The sequence below is a fragment of the Mucilaginibacter sp. GW822-FHT03E02 genome (genome assembly GCF_058801545.1).
On sequence record NZ_JBXANJ010000001.1, the window covers coordinates 181139 to 202983 of the forward strand.

Here is a 21845-nt window from a genome sequence, read left to right on the forward strand (position 1 = left end):
AATAAAGCGTTCCAGTGGCAAATCAGATCCATTCTGTTTGCCGTTACAGGGTGCTTTGTAACCAATTGACGAATATAATCTTTCTCTGTATCTATTTACATATTCTATCGATAGAATTTATTAAAATATCGATGTTTTTAGTATTCATGTAGTTTTTATAAATTTTACTACATAATTGACTATCTCATAATCGTAACACTTCCGGCCACCACGTTACGGCCATTTTTAGGATTAATGATGTAATAATAAGTCCCCGGCGACAGGTAACCCCCTTTGTATCTGCCGTCCCAGGGAACAGGGTAGCCAATTGATGAAAATACTTTTTGACCGTACCTGTTATACACTTCGACGGTATTGTTTGGATAATCATCTAAATATTTTACATCCCATACGTCGTTTCTGCCATCGCCATTAGGCGTAAAAACATTGGGTATTACCAGGTATTTTAAAACCTTCACCACAACATCAGCCGAACTTGAACAACCTTCTGCCGATGTTACGGTTAACCTGTAACTGGTATTTTCTGTAGGGCTTGCAACCGGATTTAATATATCGTCATGATCTAAGCCAATAGCGGGATACCATTTATAACTCAGATTATGGCCGGCCGCCGATGTATTCAAGGTAATTGCAGCGCCTTCAAGCACGGTTAGCGGCCCGGCTGAGCTTACTGTAGGTGATGGGTATACCATAATTTGTTGTTTCACAGTATCGGGACAGCTATTTGGAGTAGTATAAATATAGCTTACCTCAGCAGTGCCTGTGCCGGCAACTGCCGGGCTAAATAAGCCCCCCCCGCTTACGCCCTTACCTGAATACGCCCCAATACCCTGCTGGCCTGCTATACTCAAAGGCGCAAGTTGTACAGGTGTAGCTTCGGGACAAATTGACGGCACTTGTGTCAAAGTAATAATGTGCGTAGCTTTTACAACTACCGGAAATTCCTGAATATTGGCACAAACGCCACCCGAGTAGGCTGCAACATGCACATTAAAAGTACGGTCGCCATCAGTAAATATGGGATAAGTGTAGCGCAGCTGCTGCCCGTAAGCAGGATGTTCATACACCCGTAGCGAGGAGGCATCTGTCATATCAAAAGTAACCTCCAGCCGGGTTATGTTACCAAAGTTAACAGTCGACCGGTTTTCAAAGAAAACTTCTTTATTACTACATACGGCCGATGGGTCTTTTAACACCACGTTTGCTTTAGGAATATCGCCGTTAACTACAAAAGTTTTGGTTTTGGTATAGCTGCAACCATATTTTGAAGTCACTGTTAAAGTTATCTGGTAGTCATCACGCGCCTGGGTATAATGATGCTGCGGATTTTTTTCAGCAGATATATTATTGGCAGCGGTGGCGTTAATGTCGCCAAAATTCCAATGGTAAATAAATTCACTCTCCGTGTGGTCGGCTATAATGCTACTGTCTTTAAACTGAACATAATCGGCAACACACGCGTCGGGCAAAATAAAATCAACCACAGGAAGTGGGGTTATCACTACAGTTTTTTGTTTAACCGGGCCGGCACACCCGTTGGCATTCAATACTGTTAACTTAACGTTATAAGTGCCCCCTACCGGGTAAACGTGTGTAAAAGGAGACTTATCGGTTTTGACTATAACGGCAGTACTGTCCCCAAAATCCCATATCCATTTTGAAATTGCCCCATCGCCGGCAACAGACTGATCGGTAAAAGTTATATCCTGTGCAGGGCATCCGGATGCAGCTACCTCGAAGTTTGCCACAGGCAAATTACTGATATTCACTGTAGCGGCATCCGATATATCGGCACAGCCATTTTCGTTGGTAATGGTAAGCCTTACCGTGTAATTACCAGCCTTTGTATACAAATGCGATGGGTTTTGCACTACATCGGTGTGCCCATCGCCAAAATCCCAGAGCCATGTTTTAATTTCGCGACCATTAGTTACCGATGTATCCCTAAAAAATGTGGTATCGCCCAAACATACCCCCGAAAAGTTGAACTTTGAAACTGGCGGATCAGAGATGTTGAAGTCGAGCTCGACATCCTCGTCCGAACCGCATTCATCGGCGACGGGGTTAAATACAGTTGCCAATATAGTGTAATCGCCGGCCTTATAAACCTCATCGGCTGCATACTCATATAAATATAATGTTTGCCCGCCCTTTACCGACGTTGATTTTACAACCGGGTTACTATCATCGTAAGTAATGCCATTTTTAAAATCCCATTTGATGTGCGTTGTTTTGTAGGGCAGGGTTAATTGTATTTTATAGGTTACGCCAGAGCAGCCATTCAATGTAGTAGTATTGGTTTGGGGGTCATCCAACGCTATAAACTGGGTTAGATTTTTCAAGTTGGTACCCGCGGCGTAACCGTATGATTCGGCATTACCGAAGCCATAAGCAATGGCGTTAAAACCATCGGATGCGCTAATGTGGTGAACGCCATTATAAACATATATCTGGGCATATGAATATTCCGGACTATTGCTAACCGGAGTAAATTCAGTGTACGGTTTACCGTCGAGTGCAAAAGTGGGTACGGCGGCAGTTTTAATAATTACATTGATATAGCTGTTTACTATCCTGAAATTACCGGTGGAATTTAAGGTGACATGATCAAGCGTTTGTTCAAGCGGGTTAAGATAAATCATTTCGGGGTCGCCTATATCAAGCGCGGTATCAATACAGTTAATTGTTTTAAATTGAGTTACAGCATACTGCACAACCTGCACAGGTTTATCGGCTTTAATAACATTGGGGCTGGCTGAGTTAAACTCGTAATAGCGGCCGTTGACAAAATCCGACGGTGAAAGATTAGTGCCATTCAGGTTTACCGTTGTGTTATCATCGCTTTTAACTATCCTGAAAACATCATAGTAGCGGCTTTTTAAGGGGGCAGTAATATAGTTTTTGCCCCAGGCACCCGTGGGGTAAACCTGCTGAAAAAGGTTATCAGATGTATTGTTTTTGGTTATACAACCGATAAGTATTTTTGAACTGCCCGAAAAAACAGCCACTTTTTTACATGTGCCTGCCTGTGTGCTTATAGTACGGATGCGCGTACCCGTTAAATCGTTATTAGCCAGCCCCTGGTATACCTGGCCTTTGTTTAAAATTACGGTAAATGGTTTACCAGGAGGCTCGCCATTAAGCAGGTACGTGGTTGGTGTTATTTCTACCGTTGTATTATCTTCGGTACCAATAACTGCAAATGTGGAATAAGATGGCCTTTTTTCGCTGCTGAGCGAATTGGATTGTTGGGCGTAATTAATAGAAAGATAATCTTTACCCAGCACATTTACAGGCAGTAAAAGCGTGGCGCCCGAAACGCTTTGCGCAAAAATGTGGGCATAAACTGCAACCGGTTTTTGGGCTGTAATGTGAATACCCTTTAAACTTAATCCCTGCTGATCTATAAACGCGCTTGCGGGTATTACTACGGTAAGTATTTGCCTGGCAACCACATCATAGCTTTGCGAAAAAGTGCCATCGGCAATGGCAACCGTTACCCTGGTATTTACATCGGCAGTAATATAAAGATCCATTTTACTTACAGTGCCCTTGGGATCGCTTGTTGTAGGTGGATCGATATGATCCATATACACCGTCCAGAATTCGGTCCCCTGGTTCGAAAAACCACTTTGCGCGTTAGCGCTGAAATTAAAGCACAGTAAAAAAACAGGAACAGATATGAGATATGAGATTTGAGATTTGAGACTATTAAGTATTGCTAAACAAAAACAATCACACAAATTAGCTCTGCAAACCGCTTTCATGTCAATATTAGCTTTGAAACGTAAGATTTGAAATACTAAACATGTGTTGATTGTTAAATTGTAGTGTTCGGCGCGATAAAGCGCCCTCAAAGTCTAAACTATCCCCCGGTTTTATGAAGCGACTCAAGTTCAAGCTTTGCTATTTGCAATTTATAGGTTAGCTCTTTATTTTCCCGTCGCAACTCATATATTTCAATAGCGTTTTGAATGTAAATTTTTAGTTCGTCGTTTTGCCAGGGTTTTACCAGGTATTTGTAAACCTGTCCGCGGTTAATTGCATCCATTACCGCGTTAACGTCCGAAAAACCTGTTAAAAGTATGCGGATAGTATCGGGATACAAAGGTAAAATTGACTCTAAAAATTCAATACCGGTGGTAACAGGCATACGCTGATCTGTGATTATAACACCTATCTCGTAAGCTTGCAATACCTGGCACCCCTCGGCTGCCGATTGTGCTGTATATATATTAAAACTCCGCCTGAACGCCGCTTTAAAACTATTTAAATTATTTATCTCATCATCAACATACAACACTCCAACGGGCATGGCAAAAAACTTAAGTAAAAAAATGGTTCAAATAATTGGTTTGTGCAGTAAATTTATAGAAAGTTTTAATTCTCGCTCATTTTTTAGCAAATATTGCGCTATCAAAAAATTACAACAGGTAAATATGAAGAAATTTTTGTTAGCAGCATATTTACTACTCATAAATGCTATAGCTTTTGCACACAATGCAGATACACTTGTTATCGGTAACAACCAATCAAGGCTGCTAAGCAGCAATTATTTTTATGAGTTGGAAGACCCATCGGGGAAGCTGACAGTAAACCAGGTACTAAAAAGTAATGCCTTTAAAAAAAGCCTCAATTCATTGCCCATTTTAAGACTTTTCAATTCGGCTGTCTGGTTAAAGGCTACCATTAAAAATAGCGATGATGAGCCTAACATGTTTATAAATACCGGCCCGGGAATTATCGACTCTTTTGATTTGTACTATGTTACCGAAAACAATAAAATCTGCCATTTAACGGCCAGCGACGAGCCCGGCCAGTCGAAATTACAAAGCCCCAACAGTATCAGTCTACCACTCCCTTCTGGCTCATCAAAAACAATTTACCTGCGGGTTAAAAGCAGTTTATGGGCCGTTATTCCCATAAAAATTTATAGCCAGTGGTCTTTTTTCCGGAACCAAAATATCGAAAACGTGGTTACTGCCGCATTTGTGGGTGCTATTATGATAAGCGTATTATACAACTTAATGCTTTTTTTTATCATACGCGATCTGAGTTATCTCTACTACGTTTTTTATATCGTGTTTATGGGTGTAACGCTAACCTTCAGACGGGGATATGGAAGCTACCTGGCTGGCGATAAAATTACCTTTAACAATTACATCATCCCGTTGGCCCTGGTGGGTTTTGGTGTATTTACTTTACTGTTTGCCGGCGAGTTTTTGCAGTTAAAAGAAAAACTGAAAGCAAGCTATCATATCAATTTGTCGTTGTTGGCAATTTATATGGTTATCGCTATGATAATTTTTAGCAAACACGTCACGGTTGCTTATGGCTTCATCAACATTATAATTATTTGCACCGCCGTTTATATGCTTTTTATAGGCTGCTATTTGTACTTTAAGGGCTTTAAACCTGCCAAATTATTTATGCTGGGCTGGGGCGCTCTCTTTGTTGGCATATTAATATCGGCCGCGCAAACTAAAGACGTTATTCCTTATAATATTTTTACAGCCAACCTTACACCTTTAAGTTTAGTTATCGGGATAGTTTTATTTTCGGGGGCATTGGCCGACAAGATTAGCCTTTACCGGAACCAAAAAATGGAGGCACAAAACTTCGCCATTTCAGTTGCCCGGGAAAATCAACGTTTAATTATGCAGCAAAACATATTGCTGGAAAACAAAGTAAAAGAGCGTACAAGTGAATTGATAAATACCAATTTAGACCTGTCGAAAATTATAGATAACCTTAAAAGCACACAGCACCGATTGGTTGATACCGAAAAGATGGCCTCCCTGGGCAGGCTAACCGCTGGTGTTGCACACGAAATTAATAACCCCATCAACTTTGTAAGCTCCAACATCAGTCCTTTGCGCGTTGATTTAGATGAACTGTTTGCTTTGCTTAATAAATATGATGATGTTTTAAACAACCCCGATAGCACAGAATATATTGGTGCGGCGCGGGCCTACCGGCAAACCATCAACCCCGATTTTTTACGGGATGAGATTGACATATTACTAAATGGCATTGAAGAGGGTGCCAAACGCACTACCGAAATTGTTAAAAGCCTTTTTACCTTTAGCAGTACAGATGAATTAATCATAAAAAAACTTGATATTAATAAAGCCATACGAGCCAACCTGCTTATTTTAAAAAGCACCATCCCCTATTACATCGAAGTTAAAACCGTTTTAAACAATATCAAACCAATAAACTGTTATCCGGGAAAAATTAACCAGGTGTTAATAAACCTGATTGCAAACAGCATACATGCCATTAAAGCAAAAGAACAGCACGAAGGCGATAGCCTGGTGATAACAACCAGCGAACTGCCCGGTCATATTTCTATTGAAATTGCCGATACCGGCATAGGGATGGATAACGAGACTAAAAACCGTATTTTTGAACCTTTTTTTACTACTAAAGACGTAGGCGAAGGCACAGGCCTTGGCTTATCAATTGTATTCGGGATCATCGAAAAACACCAGGGCCGCATTGAAGTAGTATCCTCTCCGGGCAAGGGCACAACATTCACCATATTATTGCCTAAAAACCTGGCCTGATATCAATATGCCTAAAAAAACTTCTCGGGGTTTGGTACAAGGTTTAAAAACGATTCGAAATTTTGTTCGTAGTGCGATTGATCGAGCTTATAATAAAATGCTCCTTTTTTTGAGGACAGCTTATCCTTTTCGGGCTGCTTAACCAACAAACCGGTTGATAACAGTTTACGGCTGAAATTTCTGTCGTCGAATTTAGTTTGATAAACCCCCTCGTATAATGCCTGCAATTGCGGGATGGTAAATTTATCGGGCAATAGCTGGAAAAGTATAGGGTGCAGTGCAGCTTTATAGCGCAACTGCCTCAGGGCCAGCTTAACCATTTGAGCATGGTCAAATATCAAATCGGGCATTTCATCCAACAAAAACCATTCCGGGTGATATTCTTCACTCAGTTGTTTTTCATATTGATGAATATCTATCAATGCAAAATAAGCTATAGAAAGCGTACGTTCAACCGGGTCACGATCGGGGCTGCCAAATACCTGGAACTGCTCCATGTATACATTTTTAAGCCCCGTGCGCAATTCCAAAACGCGGTTAGCGGCATCTTCCGGCGATTCTGAAGGCTGAATAAAGCCGCCCATCAGGCTCCATTTATGCTTCTCGGGCTCAAGGCCACGCTGAACCAGCAATAGCTTGATATTCCATCCATCAAATCCAAAAATGATACAATCGGTAGCCACTAAGATGCGTTTCTGGCCGCTATATTTCTGCATAATTTAGTTTGAGTTTATTTGCAAGTGTAAAAATAATTATGCAATTATTTAGTGTTAAGCAGACAACTATTTTATATGCTGATATCAACCGTGATATCTCCCCTATAATATTTAGTTTAACCTGGCAGGCTGAATTTTAAAACCGGCAAGTTGCTGCAATATTCGTATACCGATGACATACCTTCAAATCAGGATAATTCAATCCGATACCATCATCATCCGAGCCCGGCAAGCAATTGCTTCGCTTCATCACCATACTTTTCGGTGTAGCCAAATTTCAGGGCAAGTATAAAGTTTTGTTTTGCTTCAGTTCTATGTCCTTGCTCCATCAGGACAATACCTCTGTTCTTGTACGCGTAAGAATTTCCTTTATCCAGCTCAAGCGATTTATTGATCATGTCCAACCCCGGTTCGCTATCTCCCAGCTTAAATTTCGAAAAACCTAAATTATTCCAGGCATAGGCAATTGAAGGATCAGCATGTATAACCTGTTCAAATAAAGGCACCGATTCGGCATAACGCCCCTGCAATTGCAGGTTAAAGCCTTTGTTATTTAAAAACGATAAATTATCCGGCTGCTCCAGCAAAAGAGCGTCTAATATCACATCACACTGCTCGTAGCTCCCCATCATGCCATATAGAATTGATAACGACAGGCGCAAATCAACATCACCGGGCTGAAGCATCGCCAATTCGGTCATCAGTGACAATGCTAAATCGAAATCACGCAGCTTTTGGCTACCAAAAGCCATTAACACCTTGAAGTGTATATAATTGGGCAAAAGACTTAAACCTATACGGCATATTTTTAAAACATCATCAAATTGTCCGTAAAAATAAAAGCTCAGGGCGTTTCGGTACAAAGTGTCAACCCGCTTCTTTTTAAATGCTTTTGACAAAAAAAAGAGTTCTGCTTTGCGATATGGTTTTTCCCGAACAGCCTCTACCGGAGATGGAAACTGTTTTACCGGATTTTTAAATTCAGCACCCGTAATATCTTCAATTAATATCCCCGCCTGGCAAAAAGCTTTGCTTACCTCATTATCGTAACTTAAAATAGCCAGCAACAGGTGTATGGTATTGGTTGGGGCAAAATCATCAATGCCCGATATTTGGTAAGCATGCCTTACAACAAGTTCCGCCTCTACAGTTAACGGCATCAAATCCCGCTGTTTTTGCTTACCTGTTGCAGGATACAATTCTTTTATTTTTGCTTCCCAGTAATCAGAATCAAAATGGTCAAAATATTTTGTAGCCTTACATTTATTTTGCAACATAGCCACAAAAAAGTGATCGTAATTGATAAAGCCATGCTGCCAGGCTATAGCCAATTTACGCGATTCGGCCATAATTATATCAAAGTCACTTTTAATTTTACCTGCCATTGTATCCCAAAATCATTTGCATAAATATAACAACCTTAGGTATAACCTGACAGTGAAAAAACACATTGCGCGGGGAAATAGCGTTTATACTTTATTACATTATGTAATAGCTTTTGACGTTGAGACGGGTAGCCCACTACGGGGCATAAAAGAATCTAAATAAATTATTTTCTACAAACAGGTAGCCTCTACAAGGCAAGCACCTTTTGTATTGTCCTAAGAGGTTTGCATTTTTTTCGCTGCCGCGAGTTTAGCGTAGCGTAACTCGATTTAAGTTTCCAGCTTAAATTATACATACGACCGGTTGGTATTTATGACCTATATATAGTAACTTGGCCATATCGATGTCGGCCGTCAAGCTTTCGCCCGGCAGATATCATCTTTTAGCAGATGCGTTAAAAAACTGTAATAGAGACCACCACTAATAGTACACCGGTTGTAAAAATGAAGCAACGGTCTCCATCACAAATACTACCGCCTAAATATACATCCCCAAAATACATGAAACTATATACAGAAAAAATCACAAGAGGAAAAGCAAGCAATATCACTGTGGTTACAGGAATTGAAGCTTTTTATTACATGGGGTTTGAGATCATAGAGGTAGAGCGTTTTGACGATCTTGCTGTATCCCCGGACAATGTCTTCTTTGGCAGCATAGGCTTCGTGCAAACTGCTTTGACGAAATTGAACTTTAAAATCCCTGAACATAATGACTATCCTGATTGCCTTTCGAAATTTTATAGACGGAAAATAACCGAATCTACGATTGATAAGATTTCGAATAATCCCGAATTGTGGAATGTATTTGTGAAACCCAAGGATAAACTTAAAAAGTTCACCGGCAGGCATATTAAAACTACTTATGATTTAGTCGGATGCGGTGATATAGATGGCGATGTACCTATATGGGTTTCTGAACCTGTTGAGTTTATGAGCGAGTGGAGGGTTTTCGTAAGATACAAGGAAATACTCGGCGTAAAGCTGTACAAGGGAGACTGGAGAAACCAATATGATTATAAAATTATAGAAGAGGCAGTGAATTCATATGAGAATGCACCCGCCGGTTACGCTCTCGATTTCGGTTTAACAGCAGATGGAAGATTTTTAATTGTAGAAGTTAACGAAGGATACGCTATTGGAAACTATGGCCTCTTTTACATTGATTATGCAAAACTTATTTCTGCAAGATGGGCAGAAATGACACAGCAGGAGGACTTATGTAACTTTTAAAACTGTCGCTCAATGCGTTACGCTGCGCTAAAGTCGTGGTAGCGTAACACAAAGTATCCAACAAACTCCCGTCTTGATTCTTAACTCTACTTGCTAACTCACCCTCTTCCCATGCAGCAGCATATCAATCGCTTCATTTAAGCCACCTGCACGTATCACCTCACCGGAGTTTACAAAAAATATCTCGTCGGCATTTTCAATGGTGTTCAGGCGGTGGGCTATAATCACCCGTGTAGTGGTTTCGGGCAGTTTGTTCAGGATATCGCTCAACAGTTTTTCGGTAATGGTATCAATGTTGGCAGTGGCTTCATCCAAAATCAGTATCTGCGGGTTACGCAGTACGGCGCGCATAAACGCTATCAGTTGTTTTTGGCCAAGGCTAATGCTATCACCGCTGGAAAGTACAGGAGTTTCCAACCCGTTCTCAAAAATGGCCAGCAGGCTGCCCAGGTTGGCATCTGTAATTACTTTCTCCAATTGCTCGTTGGTATGCTCCTTGTACATATCGTTACTGTACAGGATGTTATCCTTCACCGTGCCGCTAAATAAAAACGGCTCCTGTAAAATAAATCCTATTTTAAGGCTGCGCTCTTCGGCGGTATAGGTTCGGATGTCCTTACCATCAAGCAGTACCAATCCTTTTGATGGATCATACAGGCGCGCTATTAACGATGCCGTTGTGGTTTTACCACCGCCTGTGGGGCCAACCAGGGCGTAGGTTTTACCCTGTTCCAGTTTAAAGTTAACGTTGTGCAATATCTCTTTACTTTCATCATAACTGAAATGCACGTTCCTGAACTCCAGCAACGCTGCGTTGGGCTCGGTAATACCGGCGGCTATCTGCGGTAGGTCACTCTCTAACGATAGTATCTGCGATATTCTGTCCCAGCCCGCCATAGCCAGCTGAAAATTTGTCCACAGCGCGGCCAGCTGCCTTAGTGGGTTGTAAAAGTTAGTGGTGTATGACAAATAACTTACCAGGATACCAATGCTAAAAAGCCCCTTACTGATAAGATAAATACCAAACGACAACACGATGAGCTGCCCCATGCTGGCAAAAAAACCATAAACGGGTATAAAAATAGTGGTGGCCAGGCCCGCCCCAATAGCTGCTTTGTAGTTGGCGGTATTGGCAATACCAAAACGTTTCCTGAAATAATCGCGGCGGTTAAAGGCAATGATCACTTTAAAATTGTTCAGGCTTTCCTGTATCTCGCCGCTTAGGCCGCCGGTGCTTTTCAGGCTGGCCGCATTTTTTTGTTTAATCCATGGCGATAATATCAGCGTTAAAACAAGAATAATTAAAGCCGGTGATAGCGCAGCAGCCCCCAGTTCGGGGTTAATAAGCAGTAAAAATATCCCCGCCCCTATCATGATAGAGATGTTGCTGATAAACTGCATTAGTGATTGCGAAAAAAACTGGTTCAGCTTATCGGTATCATTATTTACGCGCGATATCAGGTCGCCCGCCTTATTTTGGTTAAAAAAGCCCACGGGCAATTGCTGCAGTTTGTTAAAGATGGAATTGCGCAGTGTAAACAGCATGCGCTGCCCTACACCGCCCATTAGCGTGGTTTGTTTGTAGCTGGTAAACAACGCAACGGCATACATGCATAATAACAGTATGCCATTGCGAATAACGCCGGCAAAATCTTTATGTTGAATATACTTATCAATGGTGCGGCCTATAATTAATGGCCCCAGAAGGTTGAGTGAGGAATTTATTAGTATGGCAATAAGTGCCATGATAAGTATCCGCCGCTCGTGCGATATCAGCCGGATCAGCTTGCCAAGACCAGCCCAGGTTGATGTTTTTGGGGCAGTTTTACTTAGCTGGTTAAGATCGTAATTCATTTTGTGATAATATTTTTTGTGACACTTCTAAGTCTTAAGTCAAAAGTTGTAAGTCCGAAGTTTTAAGATCTAAATCGGAAGTAAGTCTTAGATCAAACAAAATGTATTTTGACCCAGGACTTTCGACTCAAGACTTCTGACTTAGTGCTTATGACTCAAGACTTAACCGATTCGTAATTACTTGTACTTTGCTGCGAGTTAAAGATCTGTACATAATCGGTACTGGTTTTCATCAGGTCGTCATGTACACCGCTGGCTACCATTTCGCCTTCCATCAATAAAATTATCTGGTCGTAATGCTCAACAGAAGCTATTTTTTGGGTAACCGATATTAATGTTAAGCCCGGATAATTTTTCTGAATATTGGTCAATATCTTCTTTTCGGTATTACCATCTACCCGCGCTGTAAAATCATCCAGCAATAAAACCTTTGGATTAACCGCCAATGCCCTGGCCAGCATAATGCGCTGTTTTTGGCCGCCCGACAGGCTGGATCCCCGTTCGGATACGATGGTATTTAAATGATCAGGCAAATTGCCAATAAAATCTTTCAACTCTGCCGTATCAATCGCCTTTTGCAGCGATTCATCGGTTACCGTATCGCTAAAAGCAATATTTTCACGAATGCTCATATTAAAAATAATGCTATCCTGGAAAACAAACCCCACCTGCCGGTGAAACGATTCGCTGTCATAAGCCGCTATACTTTTGCCATCGTACAAAACCTCGCCGCTGGTTGTGTTAATAAGCCCGGTTAACAGGTAAAGCAATTGGGTTTTACCTGCCGATGTTGGCCCGATGATGGCAATTTTTGATCCGGCGGTTACTTTTAACGATATCCCCTTAAGCGCCAGTTTTTGCCCATAGGCAACCGAAACATCTTTCAGCTCTACATCTCCGCGAAGCACCTCTTTTAAATCGCCGCCCTCCGCAACATCCGGGGCATCCAAAACAACGCCGATGCGGGTATATGACGCACTGGCCTGCGCTATCAGGTTGCTCATAAAACCAAGCACAAATATCGGGAATATCAATAGCGATAAATAACTGTAAAACGCCGCAAAACTGCCCAGGCTCATGCTGCTGTTTATTACAAAATGTCCGCCCATTACTAAAATGGTTAACGAGGCCATGTTGGCAGTAAAGGTTACTATAGGTATTAACCCGGCAAAAAAAGTGAGGATTTTTAGGCCGTAATTTTTCGCTTCGGTATTGGCAGCCAAAAATTTGTTAAACTCCAGTTGCTGCGAATTGATAACCCTGATCAATGCCGCGCCCAAAATACTTTCGTTAATAACCTTGTTCAGCGTATCTATCACCCCACGGCTTTTCATGAATAGCGCACGCACATTTTTTAAAACATACGCAAACGTGCCGCCTATAATGGGGATAATAACAATAACTACCAGTGCCAACCGCCAATTGATAAGGAGCAGCATTACACTACAGCCAATAATGGTAAAAAGTGATGTAACTATAGATACCAGCGCCTGGGATACAAACAGTTTTATAGAGTCGATATCGGCCGTGAGGTTGGTTAACAGTTTTGAAGGATTAACCTGTTCAATAAATGCATGGCTTTGGCGCGAAATTTTATCTGCCAGTTTTTCGCGCAGATCCTTAGCCACCAACTCCGACGAATAGGTTTGTATAACACCCTGTATCGCGCCGAAAACAAATACCAATATTGTCGCCAGCGAAAACTTTTTAATCACGTCGTTAACCACAAATTGGTGATGGGTGTATGCATCAATACCATTGGCAATTATTTTAGGCAACCAAAGGTTAATTGCCGTAGCCGCTACAGAAAATATTAATAATAGTGTAACCCAACCCATATATGGTTTCAGCAGGCTGAATACGCCGGGTGGTTTTTGATTTGGTTTGGTTTTATCGGGTTGCATATGCAAGTTATATTTGATGCCGTAAAAGTATATTACAAATAAACACTACTTTATTGGACGATTGATAATCAAAAACATTTTAAATGCTTAAGCAATAATTGATTTTCTTCCACATCGGAATTACTTATGCCGCCAAATATATATGTGGAATTACGGTTTTTAAAACTTTAAAAAGTATAAATTTTTTGCAAAAATATTTTCCTGTTACCCGCGTTAACATGATGACAGTACAAAGCGGGAAGCGATTGTACGTGCGACGATAAAACGTGTACTTATCTAACCTACGTTAACTCCTGCTTCGTTCTTCCCAATGTCATGCTACGGAATCATACAATGCCCGCTCTGTCATCGATTTAAAGCCCCTTACAACTAAATCCTCAAAAATCATTTTCTACCTTAGCTTTATAAAAATTATCTGAACTAATGACCTCCTACTTTGATCCCTCAGCTACTTATGTTTTAGAAGATGAGCGTGTAATACTACGCCCTTTGCAGGCCAATGATCTTGAAAACCTACTGCCTTTTGCTATTAATGAGCCCACCACCTGGCGATACTCCAACGTGAGCGCCAAATATGAGGATGGCATGCGCCGTTATGTTAATGACGCCCTTAAAGCCCGCACAGAAGGCCGCGAATATCCTTTTATAGTGATTGACAAGCAAACCGACGAATTTGCCGGCAGCACCCGTTATTACGACATACAGCCCAAACTAAACTCGCTCCAACTGGGCTATACCTGGTATGGCGAAAAATTCAGGGGTACGGGCTTAAATAAACACTGTAAATTTTTGCTGTTACAATTCGCGTTCGAAGAATTGAATATGATGCGCGTTGAATTCAGGGCCGATGCACGTAACGAGCGCAGCATAGCCGCCATGAAAAGCATTGGCTGCCAGGTTGAGGGTATTTTACGCAGTAACATGCCCCTGGAAGATGGCGGCAGGCGCGACTCGATCATACTAAGTATTTTAAAAGATGAATGGGAAAGCGGGGTTAAGGAAAGGCTGAAGGGGAAGCTGTAGAGAGCAAGCTAAATACATAAATAACTCAATTAAATATCGAACACCGAATTTTGAATATCGAATAATGAATTTACTTCATCATTCTACATTGGTTATCCGGTGTTCGATATTGTTATTCTACTTTACCACATTCCTCGGATCTGTTTTTGATTTCAACACGTATTCATGCGGTGGTTCTACACCCAACAGGTTTTTCACAAAATAATCCCAGCGGCGGCGCATCATGTAGGGCGAGTAAGGGCCATAACCATGCGGCATATTGGGGAATACTACTAAATCATAGTCTTTATTGGCTTTTTCCAGCGCTTCAATAACCAAAAGGGTATTGTATGGCGGCACGTTGTTATCCATTAAGCCGTGGGCCAGCATTAGCTTGCCTTTTAAGTTTTTGGCATACATTTCATTGGCATGCGCCTCGTAATCGGAGTTTGCTACCAGGCCGTCATAACGTTCGCCCCAATCATCCTCGTAATTACGGTTATCGTGGTTGCCCGATTCGGAAATACCCACCTTAAAGAAATCCGGGTAACGGAACATAGCCGCTGCGGTAGCAAAGCCACCGCCCGAGTGCCCCCAGATGCCCACTTTGTTGGTATCAACAGGGTATTGTTTTGATAACTGCCTGATACCTGCAATCTGATCGGGCAAGGTATTTTCAGACATATTACCGTAGCTTATATCGTGGTAACTTTTTGAACGCAACGGGTTACTGGTACCTTCAATCACTACTACAATAAAGCCCAGCTCGGCCAGTGATTGATTATCGCTCCTTGAAGCCGCAAACGACCAGTTGCCTACGCTCCCGCCTTGCGGGCCCGGGTATATGTAATCAATAACCGGGTATTTTTTGCCGGCATCCAGGTTGGTCGGCGTAAAAATCAGTCCGTAAATATCAGTTTTGCCATCACCTGCAATCAATTTAACCGGGGTTGGCGCTTTCCAGCCGGTAGCAGTTAGCCTTGATACATCGGCTTTCTCCAGGTTGGTTATCAGCTTGCCATCCATACTGCGTAAAACAGTAACCGGCGGCACGTCTGGTTTAGAATAGCTGTCAACAAAATAACCGCCGCCGGGCGATAACGTAATATTGTGGTTGCCTTCTTCGGGTGTTAAAACGGCGAAATGCTTACCATCAAATCCTGCTTTACATAACTGACTGTAATATGGGTTCTCTTTTTCAAGGCCGTCGGCAATAAAATAAACCGTGCGGGTTTTCTCATCAACCTTCAATAGCCTGGTTACCACAAAATCGCCTTTGGTAATTTGATTTTTCACTTTACCGGTGGCAGCATCGTACAGATACAAATGGCCCCAATTGTCGCGTTCAGAAAACCAGATAATCTCGTTGGTTTTGGGCAAAAACTTCCAGTTAATAGTGCCCCAGCCCGACTCGTACTGGGTTTTTACCGTCTCCTCAAAAACCTCTTTAACTGCACCTGTTACGGCATCGGCAATGCGGAATTTCTCGTTTTTATGATCGCGCGAGGTGGATACAAAGGCCAGCTTTGATCCGTCAGCGCTCCAATCCACGTCATCAAATGTGCCGCTGCTGCTGATGTCGTCGCTCAGGGTAGCACGGTGTGCGTCGGGTGGCACCTGCAGGGTAATTACTTTGGGATTATCCACTTCAATAATAACCCTGGTTATCATGGCAATTTCATCGCCCGGCAAAGGGTATTTCCATTGCTTCAATACCGGCTTGCCCACGTTGGTGGTAACCAGGTACATATCGCTCACCTTACGCTGATCCTGCTTAAAGGTGGCTATCTTCTTTGAATCCGGCGACCACCGTAAAATTGCCGCGTCGGAGTTTTGCCAGCCTGCATTATCTGTAGCGTAGCCAAAATCTTTAATACCATCGGTAGTCAGCTGGGTTTGGCTGCCCGTTTTTGTATCGCGTACCCAAAGGTTATAGTCTTTGATATAGGCTGCCCGGCTGCCATCGGGCGATAATACTTCTTCCGTTTTGCCCCTGCGTCCGCCAGGTTGCATCCGGCCCCGTTTTTGTTCTGCTCCGGGAGTAACCAGGTCTGTGACCAGGTCATACTGCCAGTGTTTATCGGCTGCCGTAAACATTATTTTTTTACCATCGGCCGAGAAGCTGATGGTTTGAAAAGGCAGCATATCGCCATCGTATTTATCGCCCAAAGCCGCCGAAAGCAGCTGGGCCAGTTTTTGATGGTCAAAGGCTGTTTCGCGTGTTTTTTTAACCGGATCAACCAATACAAATTCGCTGCCTTGTGCGGTGAGTACGCGGTACCAGAATTTATCGCCCGGTAACCAGTTAGGCCTTACATCGGCCCTGTCAACAAACGGGGAGGTATTGTAGGACATGAAACTTTCGGCATGTTCATAATCCTTTGTGGTTAAGGGGCTACCCTGCTGGGCATACGCCGACATAACCCAGGCAAACGCCGGAATGGTGAGTAAATATTTATTCATGAGTGTCAACTTATGTTTAAAGCGCAAATTAATGCTTTTTTTTATTTGAACGTGTTTAAAGATTGTTACAGAGGAGATAGAATCAAGAGGCAAGATCATAGGTGTTCGGAAGAAAAAAAGCCGGGGGGCGTGCGATTCCTTCCTCGGGGAAGGAGGAGGTAGGGGTTAAATCAGGCGTACACAGGCTCATTTTACAGCCGCACGGTGAAACCCCTCCCCGCCTTTACGCACATTACCAGCCGCACCCCTCCCGTGGGGCTACTGTGTGTACACATCTTTTGGAAACGTACCAATAATAAAAAAAGATGTCATTTCGAACGAACCGGGGAGGGCATTGAGTGTTGGCGTGAGGAGAAATCTTCTGCAACATGCTTGCAAATTTGCATGGTTGAATGTATGACGTACAGGATTTCTCCTCGTACCTCGTTCGAAATGACATTTTCTTTTGTTTTAAAGATGTGTACACACGGTAGCCCGTGGGGAGGGAACTAAAAATCTTCCGAACACTTATAGTTTAAGATGTAAAAGCCGATGAGATAAGTGTCGAACTTAAAAAAGCCGGCCGGTACATTTAACCGGCGGCCTTAACTATGTAAAACTATAAAGAAAACTAATAATGAGCGGCTTGCAGGAAAACGTTGTTAAACAATTTCCTGCTGTTATAGCCGCATGTTTATGATATAATAAGGGTAAGGGATTGACTTTTATTAAAAGCTGCATTAAAAACAAACCTCTTCCGTTTAATACACGCTATTTGATATCAAATGTAAACACTTGCTCAAGCAGTATAAATAACATGTTTGGGGTATTTTTCAAGAGAAGTATGTATGCCTTTAATATGGCGAGTTCTTGGAATTAAACTCGTTAACCAGCTGTATGCGGCTATTAATCTGGAGCTTGCGATAAATATTTTTAATGTGCTGCCGTACGGTATCGGGCGAGATGAACAAGCGATGAGCTATTTGTTTATAGGTATCGCCAACAATAAGCAATTTGGCAACTTCCTGCTCTCGGGCGGTTAACTGTTCATTACTTTCGGGCTCAGCAGGCATGGGTTTTGCAGCAAAATAAGCCACAACTTTTTTGGCCACCACGGGACTCATGGGCGCGCCGCCATCCAACACATCCATGATGGCCAACTTCAGCTTTGTTAATGGAGTATTTTTTAACAGGTAGCCGCTTGCACCTGCCTGTAATGCTTTAAATATGCGGTCCTTCTCTTCATATACCGTTAACATCAGAATATTTAAAGCCGGCCATTTTTGTTTAATGCGGAAAGCACCCTCGATCCCTGTCATACCCGGCAGCTCTATATCCAGCAGGATAACATCGGGAGTACGATTTTTGGTTGCCATAAATTCCTCAACGCTGCCATAACATTGCACGTTGCCAAACTCGGCCTGCATCTGCAGAAACTGCGCAACACTGTTCCTGATGTAAACATCATCTTCAATTACCGAAATGGCTATCATACATCGTAAAGTTGTGTATAAAAAATGGCTGCTTATATAACATGATTAGGGTATCTTTTGAATGGAGTCGGAAAGTCCGAAAGTCCGGAAAGTCGGAAAGTCCGAAAGTCCGGAAAGTCGGACAGTCCGAAAGTCCGGAAAGTCGGAAAGTCCGAAAGTTCGAAAGACTAAAAGGCGCAAATTTGGCAAGGTTTGAAAGTTGCAAATTTTGAACCTGGCTACTTCCCCGCCTCGGAGCTTTGCTGACTCCCCAACTCTCGGACTTTCCGACTTTCCCGACTTTCGGACTTCCCACTCCCCCCTCACCACTTTTTCATTTTTATGATCACCATGAACAGGTCATCCCCGGTAACAATATTAACGCTGCCTTTTATCCTTTCGGCACGCATTTTCATATTTTTTAAGCCCTGGCCGGTATAATTACTTGTTTTTGTTTGCGCGTTGATTGTGTTTTTTATGGTGATAGTCATTCCTGATGTGCGATTTTTCAATTCAATCCAAACTTCGGGATGTTGGTTGTGCTTTAAAATATTGTTGATGGCTTCCTTAAATATCAGGTAAACATTTTGCCTTATCAGCTGCGGCAGATCTACAACTTTATCAAGCCCTGTTGCTTCAAAGTGCACCTCGGCATTATCCTCCAGCATCACAAAAGCGTGCTGCCTCATGCGCAACAGCAAATCTTCCTTATTATCGTTTCTGGCATCTATTGACCAAATGATATCCGATATCGACGCGATAGCGTTCTTGCTATCATCCGAAATATGTTCAATTACTTTAGCATCTGCAGCCTGCCTGATGTGCATCAGTTCGCTGCTCATAGATATCCGGGTGAGCGCGCTGCCAATTTCGTCATGCAAATCGCTTGCTATAGTAGTACGTACCAGCTGTTCTTTACGGATTTGGCCGAGCCTTGCCAGCCAGGCCGCGTATATTAATAATCCGATGATGGCAATTACTACTATATCAAAATACCAGGTTTGATAAAAATGCGGCACCACGATGATGGTTTTGTTAAGCCAGTAACGCGGATTAACAGCCGATGCAAACCGGGCCTGCAAAGTATATTTACCTGGGGATAGGCTGTAAAAGCTAATCTCGTCGGCCAGGTCGGCTTTACGCCAGGTGCTATCCAGTTCGCGCAGGCGGAAAAGGAATTTACCCTGGTGCCAAATATTATTACCGGCAAACTTTAAGCCCATAAATACATCGCCCGGATAAAGGGTGATACCGGGTTGTTGGTAGGCAAACAAATTGGTTTCGCCGGGCACCACCCCGTTTGATCCTTTTTTGAAATACGAAAGCTTAACCATATCGGCCTCCTTACTTTTGGCCAGGGAGTAATGTTCCATATCAATAAACAAAAGCCCCCCTACTCCGCCCATGATCAGTTGGTGGCGCGTTTCGTCATAAAAAATAGCCGAGTGGTTAAGTTCCTGGCTGTACTCTTCGTAATCGGGCGGGCTTATGGCCAGCATACCGGCATGGGTATCAAAAACACTGAGGCCGCCGTTGGTACCGGCAAAAATGAGCCCGTTAGCTTTATACAACGAATACACAAACTCGCCGGCAAGTCCGTTGCTAAACCTAACCTGGTTTAGCACCTTACCGCCAAAGTTTATTTTCACCAGGCCGTTGGCGGCAGTACCCAGCCAAACGCCATCCTTTTCGGGGAGCATAGTATAAATGGTCGTTCTACCCGTTTGCGGATAGATCCTCTTTAACACCGTATCGTTTTCAAGCCTGAATAAGCCATTAGCGCTGGCAATCCACCATTGGTTATTAATCTTTTTTATCTGCTTAACAAACCCCAAGCTATCCTTCCGGAAAAGTTTTTGAAGCTGCCATTGCTGGTTTGCCTGTTTTGATATCCGGTACATCACAAACGCGGTACCGGCCAAAAAGCTGTCGCCATCTTTTGCCAGGCTAAAACCATAAGTACGCTGGCTGGGATTACTCAAAAAGGTTATTTGGTCCGTATCGGTATTAAGTGTTGCAAAGCCCACCCCGCCCTCAATCCCTAATAAAAGCAAATGATCATCAATGCGGCTGATACAGTAAATCACATTGGTTGATACTTCATGAATACTTCCTGTAGTATCAACCGCAAAAAAACCGCCATAAACGCCCACATATAGCTTTCCGTTGGGCATCCGGTAAATGCTGCGTACACTTTTCTTTTTAAAAAAACTGCTAATTGCTGCGTTCTGTTTATTGTTATAACTGTTACCGGCGTCGGCAATCAATTCAAAAATGCCCCGGTTGGTGGCTACCAATAATTTATCTGAATGGATTTCGGGGGCGATATTTTTGACGATATCGGCCTGCCCAACAAATGGCGACTGCTGTATTTTAAAAAACCGGGAATCGGCTTGCAGGGTGCCTGCTTCGTCCTGTAGTAATATAAATTCATCGCGCAATAAACGTATCATGGCTATACCATCGCCCTTGTATACATATACCTGCTTCAGCGTTTTTTTGTCGAAGATGATAAAGCCATTACCAAATTTATCCAATATATATTTTGAGGATACCAGGATAGCTTTTGATTGTGTAAACTTAAACGATGGATTACCCTGCACCTTAACCGTATCGCCCGGGCCGGCAAAAAAATGGCCGTTTTTTAAACGGGCAATTTTTTCATTGTAACAAAGGTATACGCTGCCATCGTCATCAACTTTAAAATTTTGCAGCGTTTCTTTACCAAGCCAATGAACTATGTTGGGGTCTTTTTTTTCTTTTATCACCGCTTGATGCGCAAAAAACCACTTTTGCCCCCGGCGGCCATAAAACTCCAGGTCGCCATTCGGTGTTTTATAAAAACCCGCCGGCGGCGTATCTATCTCATATTTAATTAGCTGTAAAGTTTTTGTATTATAGGTAAACAAAAGACTTTTGGCGTCCTCTTCAAAAAAGATCAGCAAATAGTCGTCATGGGCATAAATATAGTCGGGTACGGCGCTTTGAGGCAAATCGGCATAGTGAGAGTTAAAAGGCTGCACAGTTGTTCCGTCAAAGCGCCAAATACCCTGGCTATTGGTAAACCATATAAAGCCCTCTTTATCCTGGGTAATATCTTTTATTTCGGAGTATTTAAAAGGCGCCGGAAGATCTATTTTTTTTGCATGGTAATAGGACTGCGCATGGGTATTAAAAACCATGCTTGTCGTTAAAAAAACAATAACTGGCAGCAATTTACAAAGCTGTAAAAAAGATCGGCTTGTATCGGCTAACATATTTACTTAGG

The 21845-nt window shown here is 42.5% G+C and carries 12 protein-coding genes; 3 read left to right on the top strand and 9 right to left on the bottom strand.

The genetic code is table 11. The features are described 5' to 3' along the window. Nucleotides 1–179 precede the first annotated feature (179 nt). A complete protein-coding gene (locus AC1RM2_RS00675) occupies nt 180–3590 on the bottom strand; it encodes a PKD domain-containing protein (RefSeq protein WP_492982381.1) in 3411 nt (1136 codons plus the stop codon). A gap of 275 nt (nt 3591–3865) precedes the next feature. Next, entirely contained in the window at nt 3866–4315 is a 450-nt protein-coding gene (locus AC1RM2_RS00680) for a response regulator (RefSeq protein WP_492982383.1), read from the bottom strand. Between the two features lie 124 nt (nt 4316–4439). Here AC1RM2_RS00680 and AC1RM2_RS00685 point away from each other — a divergent pair, with 124 nt between their 5' ends. Beyond that, the gene (locus tag AC1RM2_RS00685; protein ID WP_492982385.1) at nt 4440–6569 is read left to right on the top strand and encodes a sensor histidine kinase; all 2130 of its coding nucleotides are present in this window, start codon (nt 4440–4442) and stop codon (nt 6567–6569) included. Nucleotides 6570–6580: 11 nt separating this feature from the next. Here the strand turns inward: AC1RM2_RS00685 and AC1RM2_RS00690 are convergent, their stop codons facing one another. After that, nucleotides 6581–7285 carry an NUDIX hydrolase gene (locus AC1RM2_RS00690; RefSeq protein ID WP_492982387.1) on the bottom strand — a complete coding sequence of 235 codons (705 nt, stop codon included), beginning with the start codon at nt 7283–7285 and terminating at the stop codon, nt 6581–6583. 215 nt (nt 7286–7500) lie between these two features. After that, the gene (locus AC1RM2_RS00695) at nt 7501–8670 is read right to left on the bottom strand and encodes a tetratricopeptide repeat protein (RefSeq protein ID WP_492982389.1); all 1170 of its coding nucleotides are present in this window, start codon (nt 8668–8670) and stop codon (nt 7501–7503) included. Between the two features lie 501 nt (nt 8671–9171). On the opposite strand from AC1RM2_RS00695, the gene AC1RM2_RS00700 reads away from it, so the two are divergent. Further along, nucleotides 9172–9903 (top strand): ATP-grasp domain-containing protein, encoded by a 732-nt coding sequence (locus AC1RM2_RS00700; protein WP_492982391.1) that lies wholly within the window; start codon nt 9172–9174, stop codon nt 9901–9903. 93 nt (nt 9904–9996) lie between these two features. Here the strand turns inward: AC1RM2_RS00700 and AC1RM2_RS00705 are convergent, their stop codons facing one another. Together AC1RM2_RS00705 and AC1RM2_RS00710 are read right to left on the bottom strand one after the other, a co-directional pair. Then, nucleotides 9997–11757, bottom strand: coding sequence for an ABC transporter ATP-binding protein (locus AC1RM2_RS00705; RefSeq protein WP_492982393.1), 1761 nt, complete (start codon nt 11755–11757; stop codon nt 9997–9999). 155 nt (nt 11758–11912) lie between these two features. Beyond that, nucleotides 11913–13661: an ABC transporter ATP-binding protein gene (locus AC1RM2_RS00710; protein WP_492982395.1), complete on the bottom strand. Its 1749-nt coding sequence runs from the start codon at nt 13659–13661 to the stop codon at nt 11913–11915. A gap of 423 nt (nt 13662–14084) precedes the next feature. On the opposite strand from AC1RM2_RS00710, the gene AC1RM2_RS00715 reads away from it, so the two are divergent. Continuing rightward, nucleotides 14085–14684 (top strand): GNAT family N-acetyltransferase, encoded by a 600-nt coding sequence (locus tag AC1RM2_RS00715; protein ID WP_492982397.1) that lies wholly within the window; start codon nt 14085–14087, stop codon nt 14682–14684. A 117-nt stretch (nt 14685–14801) separates the two neighbouring features. Here AC1RM2_RS00715 and AC1RM2_RS00720 read toward each other — a convergent pair whose 3' ends face one another. The 3 genes from AC1RM2_RS00720 to AC1RM2_RS00730 form a co-directional block, all read right to left on the bottom strand. Next, complete coding sequence (locus AC1RM2_RS00720) at nt 14802–17126, bottom strand: S9 family peptidase (protein ID WP_492982399.1); 2325 nt, start codon at nt 17124–17126, stop codon at nt 14802–14804. 833 nt (nt 17127–17959) lie between these two features. Next, nucleotides 17960–18598: a response regulator gene (locus AC1RM2_RS00725; RefSeq protein WP_492982401.1), complete on the bottom strand. Its 639-nt coding sequence runs from the start codon at nt 18596–18598 to the stop codon at nt 17960–17962. A gap of 302 nt (nt 18599–18900) precedes the next feature. Further along, entirely contained in the window at nt 18901–21759 is a 2859-nt protein-coding gene (locus AC1RM2_RS00730) for a sensor histidine kinase (protein WP_492982403.1), read from the bottom strand. Nucleotides 21760–21845: the final 86 nt, after the last annotated feature.

Bases quoted from the DNA above. Each gene is read 5' to 3' on its own strand.
- AC1RM2_RS00675 (WP_492982381.1), bottom strand. From the start codon at position 3,590: ATGGATCATATCGATCCACCTACAACAAGCGATCCCAAGGGCACTGTA.
- AC1RM2_RS00680 (WP_492982383.1), bottom strand. From the start codon at position 4,315: ATGCCCGTTGGAGTGTTGTATGTTGATGATGAGATAAATAATTTAAAT.
- AC1RM2_RS00685 (WP_492982385.1), top strand. From the start codon at position 4,440: ATGAAGAAATTTTTGTTAGCAGCATATTTACTACTCATAAATGCTATA.
- AC1RM2_RS00690 (WP_492982387.1), bottom strand. From the start codon at position 7,285: ATGCAGAAATATAGCGGCCAGAAACGCATCTTAGTGGCTACCGATTGT.
- AC1RM2_RS00695 (WP_492982389.1), bottom strand. From the start codon at position 8,670: ATGGCAGGTAAAATTAAAAGTGACTTTGATATAATTATGGCCGAATCG.
- AC1RM2_RS00700 (WP_492982391.1), top strand. From the start codon at position 9,172: ATGAAACTATATACAGAAAAAATCACAAGAGGAAAAGCAAGCAATATC.
- AC1RM2_RS00705 (WP_492982393.1), bottom strand. From the start codon at position 11,757: ATGAATTACGATCTTAACCAGCTAAGTAAAACTGCCCCAAAAACATCA.
- AC1RM2_RS00710 (WP_492982395.1), bottom strand. From the start codon at position 13,661: ATGCAACCCGATAAAACCAAACCAAATCAAAAACCACCCGGCGTATTC.
- AC1RM2_RS00715 (WP_492982397.1), top strand. From the start codon at position 14,085: ATGACCTCCTACTTTGATCCCTCAGCTACTTATGTTTTAGAAGATGAG.
- AC1RM2_RS00720 (WP_492982399.1), bottom strand. From the start codon at position 17,126: ATGAATAAATATTTACTCACCATTCCGGCGTTTGCCTGGGTTATGTCG.
- AC1RM2_RS00725 (WP_492982401.1), bottom strand. From the start codon at position 18,598: ATGATAGCCATTTCGGTAATTGAAGATGATGTTTACATCAGGAACAGT.
- AC1RM2_RS00730 (WP_492982403.1), bottom strand. From the start codon at position 21,759: ATGGTTTTTAATACCCATGCGCAGTCCTATTACCATGCAAAAAAAATA.